21 protein-coding genes, 2 tRNA genes and 1 pseudogene are annotated in these 22,948 nt (G+C 56.4%); 17 read left to right on the forward strand and 7 right to left on the reverse strand.

Annotated features, from left to right (window positions below):
* Both ACTG2B_RS04440 and greA read left to right on the forward strand, forming a co-directional pair.
* Window positions 1-894, forward strand: coding sequence for a flagellar motor protein MotB (locus tag ACTG2B_RS04440; RefSeq protein WP_139405724.1), 894 nt, complete (start codon window positions 1-3; stop codon window positions 892-894).
* Between the two features lie 156 nt (window positions 895-1,050).
* Window positions 1,051-1,527, forward strand: a complete 477-nt coding sequence (gene greA, locus ACTG2B_RS04445) for a transcription elongation factor GreA (protein WP_005338833.1) — start codon at window positions 1,051-1,053, stop codon at window positions 1,525-1,527.
* A 75-nt stretch (window positions 1,528-1,602) separates the two neighbouring features.
* Here greA and ACTG2B_RS04450 read toward each other — a convergent pair whose 3' ends face one another.
* Together ACTG2B_RS04450 and yhbY are read right to left on the reverse strand one after the other, a co-directional pair.
* Window positions 1,603-2,184: a hypothetical protein gene (locus ACTG2B_RS04450; protein ID WP_043822834.1), complete on the reverse strand. Its 582-nt coding sequence runs from the start codon at window positions 2,182-2,184 to the stop codon at window positions 1,603-1,605.
* A gap of 103 nt (window positions 2,185-2,287) precedes the next feature.
* Window positions 2,288-2,584 (reverse strand): ribosome assembly RNA-binding protein YhbY, encoded by a 297-nt coding sequence (gene yhbY / locus ACTG2B_RS04455; protein WP_005338829.1) that lies wholly within the window; start codon window positions 2,582-2,584, stop codon window positions 2,288-2,290.
* A 97-nt stretch (window positions 2,585-2,681) separates the two neighbouring features.
* On the opposite strand from yhbY, the gene rlmE reads away from it, so the two are divergent.
* The 15 genes from rlmE (at window position 2,682) to pnp (ending at window position 18,072) form a co-directional block, all read left to right on the forward strand.
* A complete protein-coding gene (gene rlmE, locus ACTG2B_RS04460; protein WP_005338828.1) occupies window positions 2,682-3,311 on the forward strand; it encodes a 23S rRNA (uridine(2552)-2'-O)-methyltransferase RlmE in 630 nt (209 codons plus the stop codon).
* Between the two features lie 45 nt (window positions 3,312-3,356).
* Entirely contained in the window at window positions 3,357-5,303 is a 1,947-nt protein-coding gene (gene ftsH / locus ACTG2B_RS04465) for an ATP-dependent zinc metalloprotease FtsH (protein ID WP_005343537.1), read from the forward strand.
* A gap of 59 nt (window positions 5,304-5,362) precedes the next feature.
* Entirely contained in the window at window positions 5,363-6,208 is an 846-nt protein-coding gene (gene folP, locus ACTG2B_RS04470) for a dihydropteroate synthase (protein ID WP_439965257.1), read from the forward strand.
* Window positions 6,209-6,223: 15 nt separating this feature from the next.
* Window positions 6,224-7,558: a phosphoglucosamine mutase gene (gene glmM, locus ACTG2B_RS04475; protein ID WP_005338823.1), complete on the forward strand. Its 1,335-nt coding sequence runs from the start codon at window positions 6,224-6,226 to the stop codon at window positions 7,556-7,558.
* Between the two features lie 131 nt (window positions 7,559-7,689).
* Window positions 7,690-8,454 carry a triose-phosphate isomerase gene (tpiA, locus tag ACTG2B_RS04480; RefSeq protein ID WP_139443145.1) on the forward strand — a complete coding sequence of 255 codons (765 nt, stop codon included), beginning with the start codon at window positions 7,690-7,692 and terminating at the stop codon, window positions 8,452-8,454.
* Complete coding sequence (gene secG, locus ACTG2B_RS04485) at window positions 8,455-8,781, forward strand: preprotein translocase subunit SecG (RefSeq protein ID WP_005338811.1); 327 nt, start codon at window positions 8,455-8,457, stop codon at window positions 8,779-8,781.
* A 7-nt stretch (window positions 8,782-8,788) separates the two neighbouring features.
* Window positions 8,789-8,873 (forward strand) — tRNA-Leu (locus ACTG2B_RS04490).
* Window positions 8,874-8,965: 92 nt separating this feature from the next.
* Window positions 8,966-9,042 (forward strand) — tRNA-Met (locus ACTG2B_RS04495).
* Between the two features lie 166 nt (window positions 9,043-9,208).
* Complete coding sequence (gene rimP / locus ACTG2B_RS04500; RefSeq protein ID WP_005338809.1) at window positions 9,209-9,667, forward strand: ribosome maturation factor RimP; 459 nt, start codon at window positions 9,209-9,211, stop codon at window positions 9,665-9,667.
* A 14-nt stretch (window positions 9,668-9,681) separates the two neighbouring features.
* On the forward strand, window positions 9,682-11,184 hold the full coding sequence (nusA, locus tag ACTG2B_RS04505; RefSeq protein WP_005338808.1) for a transcription termination factor NusA: 1,503 nt from the start codon (window positions 9,682-9,684) through the stop codon (window positions 11,182-11,184).
* Between the two features lie 20 nt (window positions 11,185-11,204).
* The gene (gene infB, locus ACTG2B_RS04510) at window positions 11,205-13,898 is read left to right on the forward strand and encodes a translation initiation factor IF-2 (protein WP_005338806.1); all 2,694 of its coding nucleotides are present in this window, start codon (window positions 11,205-11,207) and stop codon (window positions 13,896-13,898) included.
* A 55-nt stretch (window positions 13,899-13,953) separates the two neighbouring features.
* Window positions 13,954-14,391, forward strand: a complete 438-nt coding sequence (gene rbfA, locus ACTG2B_RS04515; protein ID WP_005338799.1) for a 30S ribosome-binding factor RbfA — start codon at window positions 13,954-13,956, stop codon at window positions 14,389-14,391.
* Window position 14,392: 1 nt separating this feature from the next.
* Window positions 14,393-15,343: a tRNA pseudouridine(55) synthase TruB gene (truB, locus tag ACTG2B_RS04520; protein WP_005338798.1), complete on the forward strand. Its 951-nt coding sequence runs from the start codon at window positions 14,393-14,395 to the stop codon at window positions 15,341-15,343.
* A 144-nt stretch (window positions 15,344-15,487) separates the two neighbouring features.
* Window positions 15,488-15,757 (forward strand): 30S ribosomal protein S15, encoded by a 270-nt coding sequence (gene rpsO / locus ACTG2B_RS04525; RefSeq protein WP_005338797.1) that lies wholly within the window; start codon window positions 15,488-15,490, stop codon window positions 15,755-15,757.
* A gap of 167 nt (window positions 15,758-15,924) precedes the next feature.
* Complete coding sequence (pnp, locus tag ACTG2B_RS04530) at window positions 15,925-18,072, forward strand: polyribonucleotide nucleotidyltransferase (protein ID WP_439995266.1); 2,148 nt, start codon at window positions 15,925-15,927, stop codon at window positions 18,070-18,072.
* A gap of 98 nt (window positions 18,073-18,170) precedes the next feature.
* Here pnp and ACTG2B_RS04535 read toward each other — a convergent pair whose 3' ends face one another.
* The 5 genes and pseudogenes from ACTG2B_RS04535 to ACTG2B_RS04555 all read right to left on the reverse strand — a co-directional run bounded on the left by ACTG2B_RS04535 (window position 18,171) and on the right by ACTG2B_RS04555 (window position 22,947).
* On the reverse strand, window positions 18,171-19,229 hold the full coding sequence (locus ACTG2B_RS04535) for a protein-glutamate methylesterase/protein-glutamine glutaminase (protein ID WP_005338795.1): 1,059 nt from the start codon (window positions 19,227-19,229) through the stop codon (window positions 18,171-18,173).
* Window positions 19,226-19,715: pseudogene (gene cheD, locus ACTG2B_RS04540) on the reverse strand (chemoreceptor glutamine deamidase CheD). The gene ACTG2B_RS04535 and the pseudogene cheD overlap by 4 nt, the downstream one beginning before the upstream one ends.
* Window positions 19,716-19,718: 3 nt before the next feature.
* A complete protein-coding gene (locus tag ACTG2B_RS04545; RefSeq protein WP_040068586.1) occupies window positions 19,719-20,522 on the reverse strand; it encodes a CheR family methyltransferase in 804 nt (267 codons plus the stop codon).
* Window positions 20,523-20,579: 57 nt separating this feature from the next.
* Window positions 20,580-22,334: a methyl-accepting chemotaxis protein gene (locus tag ACTG2B_RS04550; RefSeq protein ID WP_118854250.1), complete on the reverse strand. Its 1,755-nt coding sequence runs from the start codon at window positions 22,332-22,334 to the stop codon at window positions 20,580-20,582.
* 43 nt (window positions 22,335-22,377) lie between these two features.
* Complete coding sequence (locus ACTG2B_RS04555; protein ID WP_005358506.1) at window positions 22,378-22,947, reverse strand: chemotaxis protein CheW; 570 nt, start codon at window positions 22,945-22,947, stop codon at window positions 22,378-22,380.
* Window position 22,948 lies beyond the last annotated feature (1 nt).

The raw sequence follows: 22,948 nt of genomic DNA on the forward strand, positions 1-22,948 counted from the left end.
ATGTCTGATTGCAAGTGCCCACCACCAGGTCTCCCTGGTTACATGGGAACCTTTGCCGACCTGATGTCGCTGCTGATGTGCTTCTTCGTGCTGTTGCTCTCCTTTGCCGAGATGGATGTACAGAAGTTCAAGCAGATAGCCGGTTCCATGGACAAGGCATTCGGGGTACAGAACATCCTTGAGGTGAAAGATATTCCCAAGGGGACCTCGGTGATTGCCCAGGAGTTCAGGCCCGGTCGCCCTGAGCCCACGCCAATTGATACCGTGATGCAGCAGACCATCGATCTGACCCAGACCGAACTGGAGTTTCTGCCCGGCGAGGCGGATCAGGCAGGTGGTCAGGACAAGAGTGATGGCAAACAGACGGGGGGCGATACCGCGCAGGATGCGAAGAAGGCGCAAGAACAGTCCAATACCCTGGCCAAAGCCCTCGCCGAGCAGATGAAAGATCAGATCCAGGATGGCGCCATCGAAATTGAGGCGCTGGGCCAGCAGATCATCATCCGGATCAGGGAAAAAGCGTCTTTCCCGGCCGGTTCGGCGTTTCTGCAGCCACAGTTCTGGCCGGTCATTCGCAAGGTAGCGACCCTGCTCAAGGATGTGCCGGGTGAAATCACCATCTCCGGTCACACCGACAACGTGGCGACCGAAGATGAGCTGTTCCAGTCCAATTGGGAGTTGTCGTCGCAACGGGCGGTGGCGGTGGCGCACCAGATGCTGAAGGTCCCCGGTTTTGATCAGGGGCGACTGGTGGTGCAGGGGATGGCGGACTCCCAACCATTGGTGCCCAATACCACCCCGGAAAATCGTCGGATGAACCGGCGGGTGGAGATCGCCATCATGCAGGGCAAACCGACTGTTTCGGCCCCCATTTCCGTACCGGAAGGAAAGTAAGCGAGGGGAATGTCGATGACGCAAGTGGGATCTGCATCAGGGGGCTGACGTGGATTTTGTGTTGGCTTCATATTAAGATGCCTCATCCGAACCGATTGCTGCGGCCTCCTTGCAGATGGCCGCAGTTTCTATTTTCAAGCAACCCAGGTTTCGACTATGAATCATACTCCGATGACTGTTCGCGGCGCTGAGAAGCTGCGCGAAGAGCTCGATTATCTCAAGACCGAGCTTCGTCCCCAGATTATCGAAGCGATTGCCGATGCCCGTGAGCACGGCGATCTGAAGGAAAACGCCGAATACCATGCCGCTCGCGAGCAGCAGGGGTTCTGTGAAGGCCGCATTCAGGAGATTGAAGCCAAGCTCTCCAATGCGCAGGTGATCGATGTCACCAAGATGACCAACAACGGCCGCGTGATTTTTGGCGCGACTGTGACTCTGCTCAAGAGCGAGACAGAGGAAGAGGTGGTTTACCGCATCGTGGGTGATGATGAGGCTGATATCAAACAGAACCTCATCTCTGTCAACTCCCCCATTGCCCGCGCCCTGATTGGCAAGGAAGTGGACGATGTTGCAATCGTCAAGACGCCGGGCGGTGATGTGGAATACGAAGTACTGGAAGTCGCTTATATCTAAGCGAATGCTATAGACGATGAAACAGGGGGGCTGGCGCTCCCCTGTTTGTCTTTATCTATATGATGATTGAAAAAATCAGGACAGATACGCCTCGGTAAAGGCGTCCTGATGACGCTGAAACAACCAGTGGCGCAGCCGTTCGATGTTGCTCTCGCTCATTTGAAAGCTCAGTGCCCAGGTGGCATGGTCGGCATTGGCTTTGATGCGCCTTACCAGTCGTCCCTGCAGTGGAAGAGGGGCCTCTTGCTCGATGCAGAGCTCGCCGTTGATGGGGGTATCGGCCACCATGTCGGTTGGCAAATTTTCCACGATGAGGCCGTTGAGGGAGAGGCTGAGTACCTGAAATAGGCCCAATTCGCTGCAAAGCTTGGCTTTTTGGGTGAGACGCCAGGCACGCGGTTGCGCAAATCCCAGTTCCCTGATGACCGGTGCAGATAAGCGGGGCTCGACGAAGCCATCTTCCCCTTGGGTAAAGCTCAGGGGAAAACGCAGCTGATGGCCTGCGAAGCGGGCTTCGAGTACAAGGTGTTCGGCTTTTTGCAGCAAGCCAAGCATGGGGGCATCGAGGTGACCACTCAGAACATGGGTGTCCTGATTGCTCCCCAAGTCCCGCAGCATGGCCAGCTCATCGTCGGTCAGAATAGGATGGTGAGCCATAATGCGTGTCCGGAAGTATTCATCGCAGGTTAAGGGCTTTGCGACTACTTTGGCAAGCGACTCGGGAAGAAGTGGAATAAGGAAAGAGCGATGCTCTTTCCTTTTACTTGCGGGGCAGCTGGATTTTGGGTTCGTTGGCTTGACGATAAATGGTCAGCACATGACCCATGCTTTGCACCTTGATTGAACCGGTTTCACGGACGATAGCATCCATAACCAGTTGTTTCATTTCGCGATCTTCAGAGGCAACCTTAACCTTGATCAGCTCGTGATGGTTCAGTGCCAGATCGATCTCGGCCAGTACACCTTCGGTCAGACCATGCTGACCCAGCAGGACGACAGGCTTGAGGCTATGGGCAAGGCCCTTGAGGTACTGTTTCTGTTTATTGTTGAGAATCATCGCAATTTCTTCATAAGTCAGGGTTGAAAGGGGCGTATTCTACCCCCACTTAGCCCTTAATACTAATAACCCTTGTGGTTTTTTAAAGTCGATTATCATGACCCAGAAAAAACGTTCCCCCAGTTCAACTCGCTGGTTAAAAGAACATTTCGACGATCAATACGTCAAAAAAGCCCAGAAAATGGGCCTTCGTTCTCGTGCTGTTTTCAAGATTGACGAGATCCAGGGCAAGGATCGCTTGCTGAAACATGGCATGACCGTAGTGGATTTGGGGGCAGCCCCCGGTGGTTGGTCCCAGTTTGCGGTTGAACAGGTTGGTGATTCGGGTCGCGTTATCGCATGTGACATTTTGCCGATGGATCCCATTGCTGGTGTCGATTTCCTGCAAGGGGACTTTCGGGAGGAAACTGTACTCGGCGCTTTGCTGGAGCGAGTGGGTCCCGACAAGGTCGATGTCGTGATGTCTGATATGGCGCCCAACATGAGCGGTACCCAGCAGGTGGATCAGGCTCGCGCCATGTATCTGGTGGAGCTGGCGCTGGACATGTGCAATCAGGTATTGCGTAGTGACGGCAGTTTCGTAGTGAAGGTGTTTCAGGGAGAGGGCTTTGATGCCTATCTCAATGAAATTCGTAAACTTTTCTCCGCTGTCAAAATTCGTAAACCAGACTCATCCCGCGCCAGATCACGGGAAGTCTACATTGTGGCTACCGGTTTTAAACTGTAGTACCCTAACCTTCATCGTTAACTGTCAGTCTGCGAGGTTACTGATTTGAGTGACATGGCGAAAAACTTAATCCTGTGGCTGGTCATCGCCGTCGTTTTGATGTCGGTGTTCAATAGCTTCAGCCCCAGCGATACCACCAGTCGCCAGCTGGACTATTCCAGCTTCGTTAAAGAGGTGACCCAAGAGCAGATCCGTGAAGTGCGGATGGACGGTAAGGTCATTAATGGCGTCAAGCGTACTGGTGAACGATTCACCACCATCATCCCGGCGCCGGATCCCCAGCTGCTCAACGACATGCTCAATCACAATGTCAAAGTGATGGGCGAGAAGCCGGAAGAGCCGTCTCTGTTGACCTCTATCTTCATCTCCTGGTTCCCGATGCTGCTGCTGATCGGTGTCTGGGTCTTCTTCATGCGTCAGATGCAGGGCGGCGGTGGCAAAGGTGCCATGTCGTTCGGCAAGAGCAAGGCTCGCCTGATGAGCGAAGATCAGATCAAGACTACCTTTGCTGACGTTGCAGGTTGTGATGAAGCCAAGGAAGAGGTGAAGGAGCTGGTCGACTATCTACGCGACCCGAGCAAATTCCAGAAACTGGGTGGCAAGATCCCGACCGGTGTGCTGCTGGTTGGTCCTCCCGGTACCGGTAAGACCCTGCTGGCCAAGGCCATTGCGGGCGAGGCCAAGGTGCCGTTCTTCACCATCTCAGGTTCCGATTTCGTGGAGATGTTCGTCGGTGTCGGTGCCTCCCGGGTGCGTGACATGTTCGAACAGGCCAAGAAATCCTCCCCCTGCATCATCTTCATCGATGAAATTGATGCGGTCGGTCGCCAGCGTGGCGCCGGTCTGGGTGGTGGTCATGATGAACGTGAGCAGACCCTTAACCAGATGCTGGTCGAGATGGATGGCTTTGAAGGCAATGAAGGCATCATCGTCATCGCTGCCACCAACCGTCCTGACGTACTGGATCCGGCACTGCTGCGTCCGGGCCGTTTCGACCGTCAGGTTGTGGTCGGTCTGCCGGATGTCCGTGGTCGCGAGCAGATCCTGAAAGTGCACATGCGCAAAGTTCCGCTGGCGGATGACGTGAATCCGGCGCTGATTGCCCGTGGTACCCCCGGTTTCTCCGGTGCGGACTTGGCCAACCTGGTCAACGAAGCAGCCCTCTTCTCTGCTCGTGAGAGCCGCCGAGTGGTCTCCATGGCTGAGTTCGAGAAGGCCAAGGACAAGATCATGATGGGTGCGGAACGCCGCTCCATGGTGATGAAAGAGTCCGAAAAAGAGATGACTGCGTATCATGAAGCCGGTCACGCCATCATTGGTCGTCTCGTGCCTGACCATGACCCGGTTTACAAGGTCTCTATCATTCCGCGCGGTCGTGCGCTGGGTGTGACCATGTATCTGCCGGAGCAGGATCGCTGGAGCCACTCCAAGCAGCATCTGGAGTCAATGATCTCCAGCCTGTATGGCGGTCGCCTGGCAGAAGAGCTGATCTATGGTGCCGAGAAGGTTTCTACTGGCGCTTCCAACGACATCGAGCGAGCGACCGACATTGCACGCAAGATGGTGACCCAGTGGGGTATGTCCGAGCGTCTCGGCCCAATGCTCTATGCGGAAGAAGATGGCGAGGTGTTCCTCGGTCGCAGCATGGCCAAGGCCAAGCACATGTCCGACGATACCGCTCGCGTTATCGATGCCGAAGTCAAGCAGGTCATCGACCGCAACTACGCCCGTTCCAAGCAGATCCTGCTGGATAATATGGACGTGTTGCACAGCATGAAAGATGCGCTGATGAAGTACGAGACCATCGACGCCAAGCAGATCGATGATCTGATGGCCCGTCGCGAGGTTCGAGCTCCGAGCAACTGGCATGACGAGCACGGTGATACCCCGCAAGGCGGTTCCACCGTGGCTGCCGAGGCCAAGCCTGCCGATGAGGCTGCACCGGTGGCGGATGTCACTATCGACAAAGCCAACGACGCTCCGGCCAAATAATTGTGACTCTCCAAACCCCGGGCTTGCCCGGGGTTTTTCTTTATCAGATGGACGTGAAAATGCAGTTAACCAGCAAGGGGCTCAGCCTCTCCCTCGATCGTCCCCATGTTATGGGGATCCTCAATGTGACGCCCGACTCCTTCTCTGATGGCGGTAATTTCAACCAGTTTGAACGGGCAATGGCCCATGCGCGCCAGATGGTCTCTGACGGTGCGACCCTCATCGACATCGGTGGCGAGTCAACCCGCCCTGGTGCGCCCGATGTGAGCGAGCAGGAGGAGCTGGACAGGGTCATTCCTGTCGTGGAACAGATGGTCCGTGAGCTTGATGTGATGATCTCCCTCGATACTTCCAAAGCGGCTGTGATGCGGGAGGGGTGCAAGGTGGGTGCCCATCTGATTAACGATGTGCGGGCACTGCAAGAACCTGGAGCACTGCAAGCCGCGGCCGAAGCTCGGGTTCCGGTCTGTCTGATGCATATGCAGGGGCAGCCGAGAACCATGCAAGTCGAGCCGCACTATGACGACCTGATCGGGGAGGTACGCGCCTTCTTCGATGAGCGTATTGCGGCTTGTCTGGCGGTCGGGATCCGTCGTGAAGAGCTGTTGCTGGATCCGGGATATGGCTTTGGCAAAACCCTTGCACACAACTATCAGCTGTTGGCGGCTCAAAAGGAACTGCTTGATTATGGCTTGCCGCTATTGGTGGGGATGTCGCGAAAGTCTATGATAGGCAACTTGCTGGGCCGTCCGGTGGATGAGCGTCTGGCGGGCAGTCTGGCATGCGCCCTTATCGGTATGCAGCATGGGGCCCGCATCATCAGGGTACACGATGTACGGGAGACCATGGACGCATTGCGCGTCGGTTGGCTGGCAATGACGGGACAAGATTTTATTTCCAGATAATAAAGAGAACAGACAATGGCAAGAAAGTATTTCGGTACCGATGGTGTGCGTGGCAAGGTTGGCGAATACCCGATTACCCCTGATTTTGTAATGAAATTGGGTTGGGCTGCTGGCAAAGTGCTCTCCAAGAAGGGCACCAAAAAGGTGCTGATTGGCAAAGATACCCGCATCTCCGGTTACATGCTGGAATCCGCGCTGGAAGCGGGGCTCTCCGCGGCAGGCCTTAAAGCCATTCTGATGGGGCCCATGCCCACGCCGGCGGTTGCCTACCTGACTCGCACCTTCCGTGCCGAAGCTGGCATCGTCATCAGCGCTTCCCACAACCCCTTCTACGACAACGGCATCAAGTTCTTCTCCGCCGATGGCACCAAGCTGCCCGATGATGTCGAGCTGGCTATCGAAGCCGAGCTGGATCACGAGCTCAAGTGTGTCGAGTCGGCCGAACTTGGCAAAGCGGTGCGCATTGATGATGCCGCCGGTCGCTATATCGAATTCTGCAAGAGCACCTTCCCCTCTCACATGAATCTGGATGGGGTGAAAATGGTGGTCGACTGTGGCCACGGCGCCACTTACCACATTGCGCCGTCGGTTTTCCGCGAACTGGGTGCCGAAGTGATCACCATGGGCTGTGCCCCGGATGGTCTCAACATCAACGATGGTGTCGGTTCGACTGCGCCTGACGCGTTGGTGGCCAAGGTACTGGAGTGCAAGGCCGATCTGGGGGTTGCCTTTGATGGCGATGGTGATCGTCTGATCATGGTTGACCATACCGGCTATCTCATCGACGGTGATGAAGTGCTCTATATCATCGCGCGCGATGCTCTGCGCAATGGTCGCCTCAAAGGCGGTGTCGTCGGCACCCTGATGGCCAACATGGGTCTGGAGCTGGCGCTGCAAACCCTGGGCATTCCGTTTGCCCGTGCCAAGGTGGGTGACCGCTATGTGCTGGAGATGATGGAAGAGAAGGGCTGGCGTATCGGTGGCGAGAACTCCGGCCACATAATCTGCCTGGATCAGACCACTACGGGTGATGGCATCGTAGCCGCCTTGCAGGTGCTTACCGCCATGCGCAGCGCCGAGATGCCGCTGGCCAAGCTGCGCTCCGGCATGAGCAAGTTCCCGCAGGTGCTGGTGAATGTTCGTTTTGCCGAAGGCAAGGATCCGCTGGCCGCTGATGCGGTCATGGCTGAGGTTGCCAAGGTGGAACAGGAGCTGGCTGGTCGTGGTCGCGTACTGTTGCGTAAATCAGGTACCGAACCGCTGATCCGGGTCATGGTCGAAGGGGAGCATGAACAGCAGGTGCGTGACATGGCTCAGCGCATAGCCAAGCAGGTCGAATCGGCGTTTTAATGAACAACCAGGGCGGCTTTTTAGCCGCCCTGGTTGTATCTTGTTCAAACGATTCAAAAATTTAAAAATAGCACTTGTCAGCTGAGCATCCTCTGGATATTATCAGCCCCGCTTTCGCAAGGGAGTTGCCGATGGGACATCGCAAGCCGTTTGTAGCAGCCAACTGGAAGTTGCACGGTAGTAGGTCGCAGTTAGAGCAGTTTACGAGTCAGTGCCTAAATGGCGTTGACGGAAAAGTAGATGTGGTTCTATGTCCTTCCCATGTGCATCTCGATTTTAGCGCTTTACTGCTCAATGAGCAGAAGGTAATAAAGTTGGGGGCTCAGAATGTGAGTCAGCACGCTACTGGCGCTTACACTGGAGAAATCTCGTGTCAGATGCTGGTTGAGGCAGGGTGTCGTTACGTATTGGTAGGGCACTCCGAGCGCAGGCGTCTCTTTGGTGAGACCAGTTTTATCGTCGCAGAGAAGTTTGCGGCAGCCAGAGCGGCAGGCTTGATTCCCATCCTCTGTTTAGGTGAATCAGGTGCGGCGAGGCAGGCGAGAAGAGCCTTCGAGGTGATCGCTGAAGAGCTGGATATCGTCATAGAGAAAAATGGCGCGATGGCTTTCGATAATGCTATCATCGCCTACGAGCCGATTTGGGCTGTAGGTACAGGTAAATGCGCCACACCCGAGCAGGCACAAGAGGTTCATTCCTTTATACGTGGTCGCTTGGCGGAGGATACTCCGGTAATAGGTGAGAAAGTTAGAATCATCTATGGTGGGAGCGTAACGCCGAGCAACGCGAGAGATTTGTTTGCACAGCCCGACATTGATGGCGGACTGATTGGCGGAGCAAGCCTCGATAGCGATGCGTTTTTAGGGATTGTTGAAGCGGCAAAGGGTGCAAGTTAAATGTACGAGATTCTTTTAGTCGTTTATCTGCTGGTTTCACTGGCTCTGATTGGTCTGGTGATGATTCAGCAAGGTAAAGGGGCTGATATGGGCGCCTCCTTCGGCGCAGGGGCATCGAACACAGTATTCGGCTCCGGTGGTTCAGGCAGTTTCCTGACCCGAACAACAGCAATTTTGGCTACTCTGTTTTTCGTTATCAGCCTGGTGCTCGGATCTATGTCCAGCAACAAGGTAAAGCAGGGTAGTGAATGGGAAAATCTGCAACAAACCCAACAGGTTGAGCAGACTAAAGCGCCAGTGAAGAAAGATACTGACGTTCCCGAGTAAGAGTTTTGCCGTGGTGGTGGAATTGGTAGACACGCTATCTTGAGGGGGTAGTGCTCTAGGGTGTGCGGGTTCGAGTCCCGCCCACGGCACCAATTAAGCAGTGAGCTCGGGAAACCGAGTGTATTATAGCCATTCAGTCTTGTATCGAGAGAGTGAAGTGGCTATAATCTCGCACGATTTCGGACGCGGGGTGGAGCAGCATGGTAGCTCGTCGGGCTCATAACCCGAAGGTCGTCGGTTCAAATCCGGCCCCCGCAACCAAATTTCACGCATTTCCTACGCTCAGGAAGGCGGTCGCTGCGAGGCGACAATCAGGGTAAAGCGCCAAGCCCCGATTTGACATCGGGGCTTTTTGTTATGTGCAATTTACTCTGAATCGATATCTATCTGGGCTTTATGCCCTTTTTTTGTTTTTCGGAGGGTGACTTTGGCTACGTTGGAACAACGTTTGACCGATCTGCTCGAGGCTCCGGTCGTTGCCTTGGGTTTTGAACTTTGGGGTATTGAGTTTATCCGTGCGGGTAAACACTCCACCTTGCGTGTCTATATCGACGGCGAGCAGGGTGTGACTGTCGAGAACTGTGCTGAGGTCAGCCATCAGGTTGGCGCCATCATGGACGTCGAAGATCCCATCACCGAGGAGTACTACCTCGAGGTGTCCTCCCCAGGCCTGGATCGTCCCCTGTTCAAGGTTGCCCATTTCGAAAAATACGTTGGCCAAGAGGCGGCGGTAACGCTTCGGATGGCAACAAACAACCGCCGCAAGTTCAAAGGCGTAATCAAAGCTGTGCAAGGCGACATGATCACCCTGACAGTAGATGGTAAGGACGACGTGTTGGCTTTCACCAATATCCAAAAAGCGAACATAGTGCCGAACTTTGGTTAACGAGGCTATCGGATATGAATAAAGAGATTTTGCTGGTCGTTGACGCAGTATCCAACGAGAAAGCGGTACCCCGCGAGAAGATCTTCCAGGCTCTGGAAACCGCGCTGGCGACTGCGACCAAGAAAAAATATGAAGGCGAGATTGAAGTTCGGGTCGAAATCGATCGCAAGACCGGTGACTACGACACTTATCGCCGCTGGGTAGTCATTGCGGATCAAGCCGCGATGGAGAACCCCTATGCTGAAATCACCCTGGAAGCGGCACAAATTGATCAGCCGGAAATCCAGATCGGTGAGTATGTTGAAGACCAGATCGACTCTGTAACCTTCGACCGTATCACTACTCAGACCGCCAAGCAGGTTATCGTGCAAAAAGTGCGCGAAGCCGAGCGTTCACAAGTAGTTGATCAATTTAAAGATAAAGAAGGCACCATCATCAGTGGTGTGGTCAAGAAGAGCAACCGCGACAACGTCATCCTGGATCTGGGCAGCAATGCTGAAGCCGTGATCTTCCGTGATGACATGCTGCCGCGTGAAACCTTCCGCCCGGGCGACCGTGTCCGTGGCCTGCTCTATGCAGTACGCCCGGAAGCCCGTGGTTCCCAGCTGTTTGTCAGCCGTTCCAGCCCGGACTTCCTGAAAGAGCTGTTCCGTATCGAAGTACCGGAGATCGGTGAAGAGATGATCGAAATCATGGGCGCAGCCCGTGATCCGGGTTCCCGCGCCAAGATCGCGGTGAAGACCAACGATCGTCGTATCGACCCGATCGGTGCCTGTATCGGTATGCGTGGCGCCCGTGTGCAAGCTGTCTCCGCCGAGCTGAGCGGTGAGCGTGCCGACATCGTGCTGTACGATGACAACCCGGCCCAGTACGTGATCAATGCCATGGCACCTGCCGATGTGGCCTCCATCATCGTTGATGAAGACAACCACACCATGGATATCGCCGTGGAAGCTGCCAACCTGGCTCAGGCCATCGGTCGCAATGGTCAGAACGTGCGTCTGGCCTCCCAGCTGACCGGTTGGGAGCTGAACGTGATGACCGTTGAGGACATGCGTGCCAAGCACCAGGCCGAAAACGACCGCATCATGAACCTGTTCACCAGCACTCTGGATATCGACGACGATTTCGCCGGTCTGCTGATGGAAGAGGGCTTCTCTACCCTGGAAGAGATCGCCTTTGTACCGGTTAACGAGCTGCTGGCTATCGACGGTCTGGATGAAGACATGGTCGAAGAGCTGCGCAAGCGCGCCAAAGATGCCCTGACTACCAAGGCACTGGCAAAAGAAGAGTCTTTCGATGGCGTTGAGCCGTCCGAAGAGCTGCTCAATCTGAACGGTCTGAGCCGCGAACTGGCTTACGCTCTGGCGGGCCGTGGCGTGGGCACCCTGGAAGATTTGGCTGAGCAAGGTATCGATGACCTTGCTGATATTGAAGGGCTGACTGCCGAGAAGGCAGGTGAGCTCATTATGGCTGCTCGCAATATCTGTTGGTTCGGAGAAGAGCAGTCCGAGTAAGATCAAACGGAGGAAAATGAATGGCAGAAGTATCAGTCAAACAACTTGCCACTGACATCGACACACCGGTTGATCGTCTTCTCCAGCAGTTTGTCGATGCCGGTATCAGCAAGAGCAAGGCCGACGACATGGTCAGCGAGTCTGAGAAACAGGCTCTGCTGGCACACCTGAAGAAACAGCATGGAGGTGACGAGGTCGCCGCTCCTGCCCGCATGACCTTGCAGCGCAAGACCAAGAGCACCATCAGTGTTCAGGGGACTGGCGGCAAGAATAAGGAAGTGCAGGTAGAAGTGCGCAAGTCTCGCACCTATGTAAGACGCTCGGCGCTGGAAGATGAACAGCGTCAGGCGGAAGCCGAGGAAACAGCGCGTTTGGAAGCAGAAGAAAAAGCTCGTCGCGAGGCCGAAGAGAAGGCTCGCCTCGAAGCTGAAGAGAAGGCTCGCCGTGAGGCTGAGCAAGCTCGTCGTGAAGCTGAGGAAAAGGCGCGGATCGAGGCACAATCAAAGGCTCGACAGGCTTCACAGCCCGCCAAAGCAGCCAGTAGCACAGCTCAGCAAGAGGCAGAAAAGATGGCCAAGCGCGAAGCAGAAGAACTGAAGCGCCAACAGGAACAAACAGCTTTGAAAAAAGCTGAAGAACTCGCCGCGAAGAAAGCCGAAGAGGCTCGTCTCATGGCGGAACAGAACGCAGCCCGCTGGGCTGAAGAAGAGGCCGCTCGCGCCAAAGAGAGCAGCGACTACCATCTGACCACCAACAAGCATGCGCAAGCCGCAGAAGACGAGTTGGATCGGAAAGAAGAGACCAGCCGCCGCACTGCCGCAGCTGCCAAGGCACCGAAGAAAGCCGGTCGTCGTGAAGATGATCGCGATTCTCGCAACCCGCGTGCCCGTAAAGGCAAGCGCGGCAAGGTTGCCATGCCGAACGCCATGAAGCACGGCTTCAACAAGCCGGCTGCCGTGGTGAACCGCGACGTCGTCATCGGCGAGACCATCACTGTGGCCGAGCTGGCCAACAAGATGGCCGTCAAGGGCGTTGAAGTCATCAAGGTGATGATGAAGATGGGTGCCATGGCCACCATCAACCAGGTGATCGACCAGGAGACCGCTCAGCTGGTCGCCGAGGAGATGGGTCACAAGGTTGTGTTGCGTCGTGAGAACGAGCTGGAAGAGGCGGTACTGTCCGATCGTGACGAGACCTCCGAAGCCAAGCCGCGCGCACCGGTCGTTACCATCATGGGTCACGTTGACCATGGTAAGACCTCGCTGCTCGACTACATTCGTAAAGCCAAGGTTGCTGCTGGCGAAGCCGGTGGTATTACCCAGCATATCGGTGCTTACCACGTCCAGACTGACAGTGGCATGATCACCTTCCTGGATACTCCGGGTCACGCGGCGTTTACCTCCATGCGTGCTCGTGGTGCCAAGGCGACCGATATCGTTGTTCTGGTTGTTGCAGCTGACGACGGCGTGATGCCGCAAACCATCGAAGCTATCCAGCACGCCAAGGCGGCCGGTGTGCCGCTGGTTGTTGCGGTCAACAAGATCGACAAGCCGGAAGCGGATCCGGATCGCGTCAAGACCGAACTGGCCCGTTACAACGTCATGTCCGAAGATTGGGGTGGAGACTGCCAGTTCGTGCACGTGTCCGCCAAGTCTGGCGAAGGCATCGACGACCTGCTGGAAGCCATCCTGATCCAGGCCGAAGTACTGGAGCTGAAAGCGGTGGTTGATGGCATGGCCAACGGCGTCGTGATCGAATCCTTCCTGGATAAAGGTCGTGGTCCGGTTGCTACCGTACTGGTACAAGAAGGTACTCTGCGTCAGGGCGACATCGTTCTGTGTGGTCTCGAGTACGGCCGTGTTCGCGCCATGCGTGACGAACTGGGTCGCGAGATCAAGGAAGCGGGTCCGTCCCTGCCGGTGGAAATTCTGGGTCTGTCCGGCGTTCCCTCTGCCGGTGACGAAGCCACCGTTGTCCGTGACGAGAAGAAAGCCCGTGAAGTGGCGCTCTATCGTCAGGGCAAGTTCCGCGAAGTCAAGCTGGCTCGCCAGCAGAAGGCCAAGCTGGAAAACATGTTCGCCAACATGACCGAGGGCGAAGTGTCCGAAGTGAACGTGGTGATCAAGGCCGACGTACAAGGTTCTGTGGAAGCGATCTGCGATGCGCTGGTCAAACTCTCCACCGACGAAGTGAAGGTGAAGATCGTGGGTTCCGGCGTAGGTGGTATCACCGAAACCGACGCGACCCTGGCTGCTGCTTCCAGCGCCATCCTGGTTGGTTTCAACGTCCGTGCCGACGCATCTGCGCGCAAGGTCATCGAATCCGAGAGCCTGGATCTGCGTTACTACTCCGTCATCTATGACCTGATCGACGAAGTGAAGCAGGCCATGAGCGGCAAGCTGGCCCCTGAGTATCGTCAGGAGATCATCGGTCTGGCTGAAGTGCGTAGCGTCTTCAAGTCTCCGAAGTTCGGCGCCGTTGCCGGCTGTATGGTTACCGAAGGTGTGGTCAAGCGTTCCAACCGTATCCGCGTTCTGCGTGACAACGTGGTTATCTATGAAGGCGAGCTGGAATCCCTGCGCCGCTTCAAGGATGACGTCAACGAAGTTCGCAACGGCTACGAGTGTGGTATCGCGGTCAAGAACTACAACGACGTGCGCGAAGGCGATCAGATCGAAGTTTACGAGACTGTTGAAATCCAACGGACTCTGTAAGCCGAGAGTTAGACAAAATAGGGGGCCGCGGCCCCCTTTTATCGCAGGATAGAATATGGCCAGAGAATTCAGCCGGACCCGTCGGGTCGGACAGCAGATCCAGCGTGAAATTGCGCTGATCCTGCAGCGCGAGGTGAAAGACCCGCGCATCGGCATGGTGACTGTTTCCGATGTGGAAGTGTCCCGTGACCTCAACTATGCCAAGATTTACGTCACCTTCTTGCAGCTGGAAAATGATGCCGAGCGCATCAAGGAAGGCTTGCAGGGTCTGACCGAAGCAGCCGGATATATCCGTAGTCTGCTGGGCAGTGCCATGCGTCTGCGCGTGGTGCCCGAGCTGCGTTTCTACTACGACCAGACCCTGGTCGAGGGGATGCGTCTCTCCAACCTGGTGACCAACACTGTGCGTGAAGACAAGCGTCGCATGGCCGAATCCGGCCGTGACGAAGAAGCTGAATCCGCACCGGATGACACGACTGAGGATAAAGCCTGAGATGACCCGAAGACGTCGTTTCAAGGGCCGTGATGTGCACGGCATTCTGCTGCTGGACAAGCCGACCGGCCTGACCTCCAACGATGTGTTGCAGAAGGTCAAGCGCATCTACAACGCCGCCAAGGCCGGTCACACCGGCGCACTGGATCCGCTGGCGACCGGCATGCTGCCGATCTGCCTCGGCGAGGCCACCAAGTTCTCCCAGTATTTGCTGGAAGCGGACAAACGCTATGAGGTGACCGCTAAACTGGGCGAGCGCACCAACACCAGCGACTCCGATGGTGAGGTTGTCTCTACTCGTCCGGTGAACGTGGCTGTCGGTACCCTGATCGAGGCGCTGGACCAGTTCCGTGGCCCCATCATGCAGGTGCCCTCCATGTACTCCGCGCTCAAGCACAACGGCCGTCCGCTCTACGAATATGCCCGCGAAGGCATCGAGATCGAGCGAGAAGCCCGTCCCATCACCGTATTCGAGCTCAAACTGCTGAGCTTCGAAGGTGATGAAGTGCGCCTTGAAGTGCACTGCAGCAAAGGCACCTACATCCGCTCTCTGGTGGATGATCTGGGTGAAGTGCTGGGCTGTGGTGCCCACGTGACCCAGTTGCGTCGTACCCAGGTGGCCAGTTATCCGTACGAGCGGATGCTGACCCTGGAGCAACTCGAGTGCATCTTCGAGCAGGCCAAGGCCGAGAGCATCCCGCCGCGCGAGCAGCTGGATCCGCTGTTGCTGCCGATGGACACCGCCGTAGCAAGCTTGCCCGAGGTGAACATGCTGGCGGTTGTGGCTGCCTATGTGAATCAGGGCCAGGCCGTGCAGGTGGCAGGTGCGCCGCAAAGCGGTCAGGTTCGCATGACGGTCGGCCCGGAGCGCGAGTTCATCGGGGTTGGCGAGATTGATGATGATGGCCGCGTCGCTCCCAAGCGACTGGTGCGTTATCACGACGAGGAGTGATCCTCAGGCGGTATCAGCGCGTCTTTCCCGTTTCGCCTCTTTATCGTTGCGAAAAGGGGCGGGGACGATTATGATACCGCCCTCATTTCACGGCTGAATTAGAGATTGGCTGTGAACCTTTAAACACTCTACTGGAGTATTACCATGTCTCTAAATGCTGAGATCAAAGCTCAAATCGTTGCTGACAACGCCCGTTGCGCCAACGACACCGGTTCCCCCGAAGTGCAAGTTGCCCTGCTGACTGCCCAGATCAACCATCTGCAAGGTCACTTCAAAGAGCACTCCAAGGACCACCACGGTCGTCGCGGTCTGCTGCGCATGGTTTCCCAGCGTCGTAAGCTGCTGGACTACCTGAAGCGTAAAGATTCCGAGCGTTATGCTGCTCTGATCGCCAAGCTGGGTCTGCGTCGTTAATCGACCATCAGATTTCGCGAAAAAGGGGAACCGTCAGGTTCCCCTTTTTTATTGCTCTTCAAGCCGTTGCCTGCCTCACAGAATTTGCGTCGCCGCTTACCTTTTGCATCGAATCAAGTATACTTGTGCGCGAATTTAAAGAGCCAAATTGTAAAAAGGAAATTCACGTGAATCCTATTGTAAAGTCATTCCAGTACGGTCAACACACCGTCACTCTGGAAACCGGTGTGATGGCCCGTCAAGCCACTGCGGCCGTTATGGTCAGCATGGACGATACCTGCGTATTTGTGACCGTCGTCGGCAAGAAAGAGGCCGATCACGGCCGTGATTTCTTCCCGCTGACCGTCAACTACCAGGAGCGTACCTATGCTGCTGGTCGTATCCCGGGTGGTTTCTTCCGTCGTGAAGGCCGTCCGAGCGAAGGCGAGACCCTCATCTCCCGTCTGATCGACCGTCCTATTCGTCCGCTGTTCCCGGAAGGCTTCCTCAATGAGGTTCAGGTCGTTGCGACCGTCATGTCCGTGAATCCGGCCGTATCCCCCGACATCGTTGCCATGATCGGTGCCTCTGCTGCACTGGCCATCTCCGGTATCCCGTTTGGCGGCCCGATCGGTGCTGCTCGCGTGGGTTACATGAGCAGTCAGTATGTGCTGAACCCGACCACCACCGAACTGCCGCAGAGCGATCTGGATCTGGTGGTTGCCGGTACTGCCAATGCCGTGCTGATGGTTGAGTCCGAAGCGGCCATCCTTTCCGAAGAAGTGATGCTGGGCGCCGTGGTATACGGTCACGAGCAGATGCAGACCGTGATCAATGCGATCAACGAGTTTGCCGCTGCCGTCGGCACCAAGCCGTGGGACTGGACTCCGCCTGCCGTCAACGAAGCACTGAAAGCCAAGGTTGCCGAGCTGGCGAGCGCCGAGCTGGGTGAAGCCTACCGCATCACCGAGAAGGCAGTTCGTTACGAAACCATCGCAGCCATCAAGGGTCGTGTGGTTGAGCAAGTTATCGCTTCCGGTGTGGAAGAAGATGCCAAGAAGATCGGCGAAGAGTTCCACAGCCTGGAAAGCCGCATCGTTCGTGGTCGCGTAGTACGTGGTGAGCCGCGTATCGATGGTCGCGATCCGGAAATGATCCGCGCCCTGAGCGTCGGTACCGGTATTCTGCCCCGTGCTCACGGCTCAGCCCTGTTCACCCGTGGTGAAACTCAGGCCATCGTGGTCGCCACTCTGGGTACCGAGCGTGATGCCCAGAACATCGACGAGCTGACCGGCAACCGTGCCGATCGCTTCATGCTGCACTACAACTTCCCGCCATACTGTGTCGGTGAGACCGGCATGATGGGTAGCCCGAAGCGTCGTGAAATCGGTCACGGCCGTCTGGCCAAGCGCGGCGTTGCTGCCGTGATGCCGAGCGCCGCCGAGTTCCCGTACGTGGTGCGCGTGGTCTCTGAAATTACCGAATCCAACGGTTCCTCCTCCATGGCGTCTGTCTGTGGTTCCTCTCTGGCGCTGATGGATGCCGGTGTGCCGATCAAGGCCTCCGTTGCCGGTATCGCCATGGGTCTGGTGAAGGAAGAAGAAGGTTTCGTCGTGCTGTCCGACATTCTGGGTGACGAAGATCACCTGGGTGACATGGACTTCAAAGTAGCCGGTACCACCGAAGGTGTGACCGCGCTGCAGATGGACATCAAGATCGAAGGCATCACCAAAGAGATCATGGAGATTGCGCTGAAGCAAGCTCGTGGCGCTCGTCTGCACATCCTGAAAGTGATGGATGAAGCAATCCAGGCTCCCCGTGCCCAGATCTCCGATTTCGCACCGCGTATCCACACCATCAAGATCAATCCTGAGAAGATCAAGGACGTGATCGGTAAGGGTGGTTCAGTGATCCGTGCGCTGACCGAAGAGACCGGCACCAACATCGAGCTGGATGATGACGGTACTGTACGTATCTCCGCCGTGGCCAACGAAGCCGCCATGGAAGCGATCCGTCGCATCGAGGCTATCACCGCCGAGATCGAAGTGAACCGCATCTATGAAGGTAAAGTTGTTCGTCTGGCCGATTTCGGTGCATTCGTCAACATTCTGCCGGGCAAAGATGGTCTGGTACACATCTCCCAGATCACCGACGCTCGCGTGCAGAACGTGGCTGACCACCTGACCATCGGTGACGTGGTCAAGGTGAAGGTACTGGAAGTGGACCGTCAGGGCCGCGTACGTCTCTCCATCAAGGAAGCGAACGCCCCGACCGAAGCGGCTGCACCTGCTGCTGACTCCGCTCCGGCCGCTGAAGAAGCGCCTGCTGCAGAGTAATCTGCTCGCCTGATACCGGATTGGTTCCGGTTGATGTAAAAAGTCCGGCTCCCCTTGGGGAGCCGGACTTTTTTATGGTCAAAACGCGCGATAAGGGATTATTTGCCGAGGATGGCGTATTGCATCTCTTGCAAGGGGAGCACATGGCGGGCAGCTCCCAGCTTGATCGCCTCCTTGGGCATGCCGAAGACTACGCAGGATGCCTCATCCTGGGCATAGGTGTTGGCACCCGCATCCAGCATTTCGCGCAATCCTCGGGCACCATCATCCCCCATGCCGGTCATGATGATGCCGGTGGCATTCTTGCCGGCATATTTGGCGACCGAGCGAAACAGCACATCCACCGAGGGGCGATGGCGGTTGATAAGCGGCCCGTCGACCACCTCGACGTGATAGTAGGCACCGCTGCGCTTGAGCAGCATATGCTTGCCTCCGGGGGCAATCAGCGCCAGCCCCGGGATCACCCGGTCATTGTTTCTCGCCTCCCGCACTTCTATCTGGCAGACCCCGTTCAGGCGTTCGGCAAACATGGCGGTAAATTTCTCTGGCATGTGCTGTACGATGACGATGCCGGGGCTGACCCGGGGCAAGGCAGTCAGCACGGCTTCCAGTGCCTGGGTGCCGCCGGTCGAGGTGCCGATGGCGATGAGCCGCTCGGTGGTTTGTGCCATGGCGTGCTGGTTGGGCGCCAGCATAGCATCCGCGTTGAGTTTGGTGCTGACTGGTACAGAGGAGGGCTTGCCCACGCGCTTGAGGTTGGCCTGGGCCGCGGCACGTACCGCCATGGCCAGGTCGTGGGCAGATTCTTGCAGAAAGCTTTTTATCCCCATGGTCGGTTTGGTGATGATGTCCACCGCGCCGGCAGCCATTGCCTGCAAGGTGGTCTCGGCCCCCTTTTCGGTGAGGGAGGAGCAGATCACCACCGGGGTGGGATGCTCTGCCATGATCTTGGTGAGAAAAGTGATGCCATCCATACGGGGCATCTCCACATCGAGCACGATAACGTCAGGCCACTCTTTCTTCAGTTTTTCCTGCGCAAACAGGGGATCCGATGCTGTGGCGATCACCCGGATATCAGGCTCCTGCTCCAGCACCGCTTGCAATACCTGTCTGACCACGGCGGAATCATCCACCAGCATGACCCGGATCTGCTTCATTCTCGCGACTCCCGTTGATGTGGCAGACGATGATGGCGGAGCCAGACACTGCCGTTGCTGAGCTCAAAGAGCAAGCTTCGGTGGCCGCTATGGCCAAGATGATGAGCCTTGATATCAAGGCCAAGGTGTCGGGTCAGCTGCCAGGCTGCCTGAATATTTTTGGCGGCGACATTGTTGTCGCTCTGTGCGTATTGAGGCTCGGTAAACATGTTGCCACCCCCGAACAACTTGGCCTCATATTCATGGATGGGGGCGGGATAGTGACTGGCCGCTTGCAGCAGCAAGGCGAGGGCCTCATCGGCATAGCGCCCATCCAGCTTGGTTGAGGGATTGCGCCGACTTGGCAGCATGTAGTGACACATTCCTCCCTGTTTCTGCTCCGGATGCCACAAGGTGATGGCAATACAGGAGCCCAGTACGGTTCTGACCACCACATCCTCCTTGCCAAAAAAGCTCTCCCGGTTGCAGGATCACCTCCCGAGTCATGACTTATCTCTTCTGATAGATGGAAGGCGAGACAAGCTGCAGGCCGTGGTGCAGGCCATGCAGGCTCTCGGCGTGGCTCACCAGCAGGTAGCCACCGGGTTTGAGTCTGGGTACCAGCCGCTGCAATACTTGCCCTTTGGTCTCCTTGTTGAAGTAGATCATCACGTTTCTGATGAAGATGACGTCAAACATGCCTATGTCCGGCAGGTCCTGATTGAGGTTGATCTGCATGAACTGCACCTTGTCCCGCAACTTGCGATCGATGATGAAGATGCCCTCCTGCAGGCCCACACCCTTGAGGCAATATTTCATCAAAAAGGGCAGTGGAATATTTTGCGCCCGCTCGATGGGGTAGCGACCGCTCATCGCCTGTTCCAGCACCCGGGACGAGATATCGGAGGCCAGGATCTCCCAGTTGAAGGTGCTGCGTTTTTCCGCGAGGGTCATGGCCAGACTGTAGGGCTCCTCGCCGGATGAGCTGGCTGCGCTCCAGACCCGCAATGGTTGCTCGGGCGGGAGCGCTGAGACTATCTCCCGCGTCAGAAACTCGAAGTGTTTGGGCTCCCTGAAAAAGTAGGTTTCGTTGGTGGTAAGGAGATCAAGCGCCAGCTGCAGTTCGCTGCTGCGATCGTTCATGATGAGCTGGAAATAGTCGTCATAACTATCCAGCTCATAGTGGCAGAGGCGTTTCGCCAGGCGGCTGGCCACCAGCGCCTTCTTGGCAGGAGACAGCTCTATCCCCGCCGTTTGATGAAGCCAGCGCTGGAAACGGGAGAACTCATCATCATGCAGCTGGGTTTGATACAAAAAACAGTCCCTCTACCTGTGGTGTCGGAGATGGGAGAGGCAACGCCTCTCCCGTGACTAGAACCGGACAAAATCGCCATCGCCCGTGGGGCGTTGGACTGTGGCGGCTCGTTCCCGACTGTTGGCATTGCTCTCGTTCATAAAGCGACCTCGGGTATTGGGGTGAAGATGCGAGGTGGCTGCTTTACCTTCTTTTGCGTGGGCCTCCAGGGTAAAGAACTCCATGGCCAGCTGCAGCTGTTCAGCCTGGCTGCTCATCTCTTCTGCTGTGGCAGCCAGCTCTTCGCTGCAAGAAGCGTTCTGCTGGGTAACCTGACTCAGCTGGTTCATGGCCTGATTGATCTGGCTGACACCGGTGGATTGCTCAACCGAAGCGGCACTGATCTCCTGCACCAGATCCGAGGTCTTGTTGATGGAGGGCACCATTTGATCGAGCAGGCGACCTGCTTTTTCCGCCATCTCGACACTGCTGGAGGCCAGCTCGCCAATCTCCTGTGCTGCCACCTGGCTGCGTTCGGCCAGTTTGCGCACCTCCGCGGCCACTACGGCAAAGCCTTTGCCGTGATCGCCTGCCCGCGCCGCTTCGATAGCCGCGTTGAGAGCCAGCAGATTGGTCTGGTAGGCGATGTCATCGATGATGCCAATCCGTCTGGCGATCTGCTTCATGGCATCCACAGTCAGTTTGACAGCTTCTCCTCCCTCTACGGCCTCTTTGGCTGCCTTGCTGGCCATGCCATCGGTGACCTGGGCATTGTCGGTATTCTGGTTGATGCTGGCGCTCATCTGTTCGATGGAGGCGCTGGTCTCCTCCATGCTGGAGGCCTGTTCACTGCTGGATTGGCTGATCGACTGGGCGGTCGCGCTTACCTGCTCGGCGGCACTGGAGAGGTTGTCAGAGGCGCCGCGCACTTCGGTGACGATGTTGGTGAGCGAAGCGATGGTCTTGTTGAGCGCATCCTTGGTGGTGCCAAACACGCCGGGGTAGTCCGCCTCAATCTGTTGGGTCAGGTCACCTTTTGCCAGACATTGCACGACCCGGATGACGTCGTTGAGGGTGCTGTCGATCACTTCGGCAATCTGGTTGATCCCTTCTCCCATCGCCTGAAAGAAGCCGCTCTTGCCAGCAAGTTCCATCCTGCGGTGCAGCTCGCCATTGATCACGGCCTGCACAATGTCGGACATCTCTTTCTCTATCATTACCTCCTTGGTTCTGTCGGCCCATTCGACCACGGATCCCAACCGTTCTCCGGTATCGTTGAAGACCGGATTGGCGATCAGGGAGAAGGTGCGCCCCCCCAGCTGTATCTGGGTGCGGTAGGTGCTGTTGAGTTTGGCCAGCATGGCGCGCTGATGGCCGGGATTTTTATGAAAGCTGTCGATGTTGGCGCCCATCAGCTGATTGGCGTTGAAGCTGTAGAGCTCTTTCTTGATGTCGGTCTCAGCCTGATTGAGCATGCCGGTCACTGCCTCGTTCATATAGATAATGTCGAGGTTGGTATCGGCAATCATCACGTTGGTGCTGGCGCAGTCGAGTGCTTTGCGAACCAGCTGGTTCTCATGGAGCAGCACCTGGTTCTTTTTAATGTCGTTGCGGCTCTGTTCCAGCTTGTCGCTGAGCAAGGTGACCACCTCGTTGATGGCATGTCCTACTTCACGAAAGGGACTGTCCATACCGGAAAGATCGAGTGGTGCTGGAACCTGCTCTGCCAGGACTGCGTGTTGCAGCTGGCCAATTGCGTCGAGTAACTGGGTCCGCTGCCTCACTTCGGTGGCATTGTCTCCGAAGAGTTTTCCTAAGAGTGATTGGGTCATGAGCGTTTCCTTATGCTGCATGTCGTGGAGTATGGAGGCCTGTTCAGGAGGGTTGCAGGCTGCCTTGTGGCAACCTTGCCTGTGGCTGGGCCAGTTCGTTGAGTTGAGCCATCTCATCGAGTGACAACACTTTCCCGGTATCGATGAGGATGACGAATTTGCCGTTGACCTTGCCCATGCCGCTGATGAAATCGGCCCGGATGCGGGCACCAAAACTGGGTGGGGGTTCGATATCTGCTTGTGGGATACCCAGTACTTCCGATACGGAATCCACCACAACGCCAATATCCTGACCTACAGGTTCATCGCCCTGTGGGGCCACCCCCTCAATAATGACGATGCAACTGCGGCGAGTGATGACCGAAGGTGCATTGCCAAAGCGGGCATTCAAGTCTACGACCGACACTACCGCTCCTCTGAGGTTGATTACGCCGCGAATAAAACCCGGCATCATCGGAACCGGAGTGATATTGCCGTATTCGATGATCTCTTTGACCCCCAGAATATTGATGGCGAACATCTCGTTGTTGATCAGAAATGTCAGGTACTGGGCATCGCCACTGCTCTCGTCAGCGGCCGCTGATGGCACCGTGATGTCGGTGGATGTATGCATG

The organism is Aeromonas sp. 30P (assembly GCF_051919805.1).
GTDB lineage: Bacteria > Pseudomonadota > Gammaproteobacteria > Enterobacterales > Aeromonadaceae > Aeromonas > Aeromonas veronii.

What these genes read in the sequence shown, in the direction of transcription:
- glmM (WP_005338823.1), top strand. Translation starts at nt 6,224, where the DNA reads ATGGCAAGAAAGTATTTCGGTACCGATGGTGTGCGTGGCAAGGTTGGC.
- ACTG2B_RS04440 (WP_139405724.1), top strand. Translation starts at nt 1, where the DNA reads ATGTCTGATTGCAAGTGCCCACCACCAGGTCTCCCTGGTTACATGGGA.
- truB (WP_005338798.1), top strand. Translation starts at nt 14,393, where the DNA reads ATGACCCGAAGACGTCGTTTCAAGGGCCGTGATGTGCACGGCATTCTG.
- rbfA (WP_005338799.1), top strand. Translation starts at nt 13,954, where the DNA reads ATGGCCAGAGAATTCAGCCGGACCCGTCGGGTCGGACAGCAGATCCAG.
- rpsO (WP_005338797.1), top strand. Translation starts at nt 15,488, where the DNA reads ATGTCTCTAAATGCTGAGATCAAAGCTCAAATCGTTGCTGACAACGCC.
- ACTG2B_RS04550 (WP_118854250.1), bottom strand. Translation starts at nt 22,334, where the DNA reads ATGACCCAATCACTCTTAGGAAAACTCTTCGGAGACAATGCCACCGAA.
- infB (WP_005338806.1), top strand. Translation starts at nt 11,205, where the DNA reads ATGGCAGAAGTATCAGTCAAACAACTTGCCACTGACATCGACACACCG.
- ACTG2B_RS04450 (WP_043822834.1), bottom strand. Translation starts at nt 2,184, where the DNA reads ATGGCTCACCATCCTATTCTGACCGACGATGAGCTGGCCATGCTGCGG.
- greA (WP_005338833.1), top strand. Translation starts at nt 1,051, where the DNA reads ATGAATCATACTCCGATGACTGTTCGCGGCGCTGAGAAGCTGCGCGAA.
- yhbY (WP_005338829.1), bottom strand. Translation starts at nt 2,584, where the DNA reads ATGATTCTCAACAATAAACAGAAACAGTACCTCAAGGGCCTTGCCCAT.
- rlmE (WP_005338828.1), top strand. Translation starts at nt 2,682, where the DNA reads ATGACCCAGAAAAAACGTTCCCCCAGTTCAACTCGCTGGTTAAAAGAA.
- ACTG2B_RS04535 (WP_005338795.1), bottom strand. Translation starts at nt 19,229, where the DNA reads ATGAAGCAGATCCGGGTCATGCTGGTGGATGATTCCGCCGTGGTCAGA.
- tpiA (WP_139443145.1), top strand. Translation starts at nt 7,690, where the DNA reads ATGGGACATCGCAAGCCGTTTGTAGCAGCCAACTGGAAGTTGCACGGT.
- nusA (WP_005338808.1), top strand. Translation starts at nt 9,682, where the DNA reads ATGAATAAAGAGATTTTGCTGGTCGTTGACGCAGTATCCAACGAGAAA.
- folP (WP_439965257.1), top strand. Translation starts at nt 5,363, where the DNA reads ATGCAGTTAACCAGCAAGGGGCTCAGCCTCTCCCTCGATCGTCCCCAT.
- ACTG2B_RS04555 (WP_005358506.1), bottom strand. Translation starts at nt 22,947, where the DNA reads ATGCATACATCCACCGACATCACGGTGCCATCAGCGGCCGCTGACGAG.
- secG (WP_005338811.1), top strand. Translation starts at nt 8,455, where the DNA reads ATGTACGAGATTCTTTTAGTCGTTTATCTGCTGGTTTCACTGGCTCTG.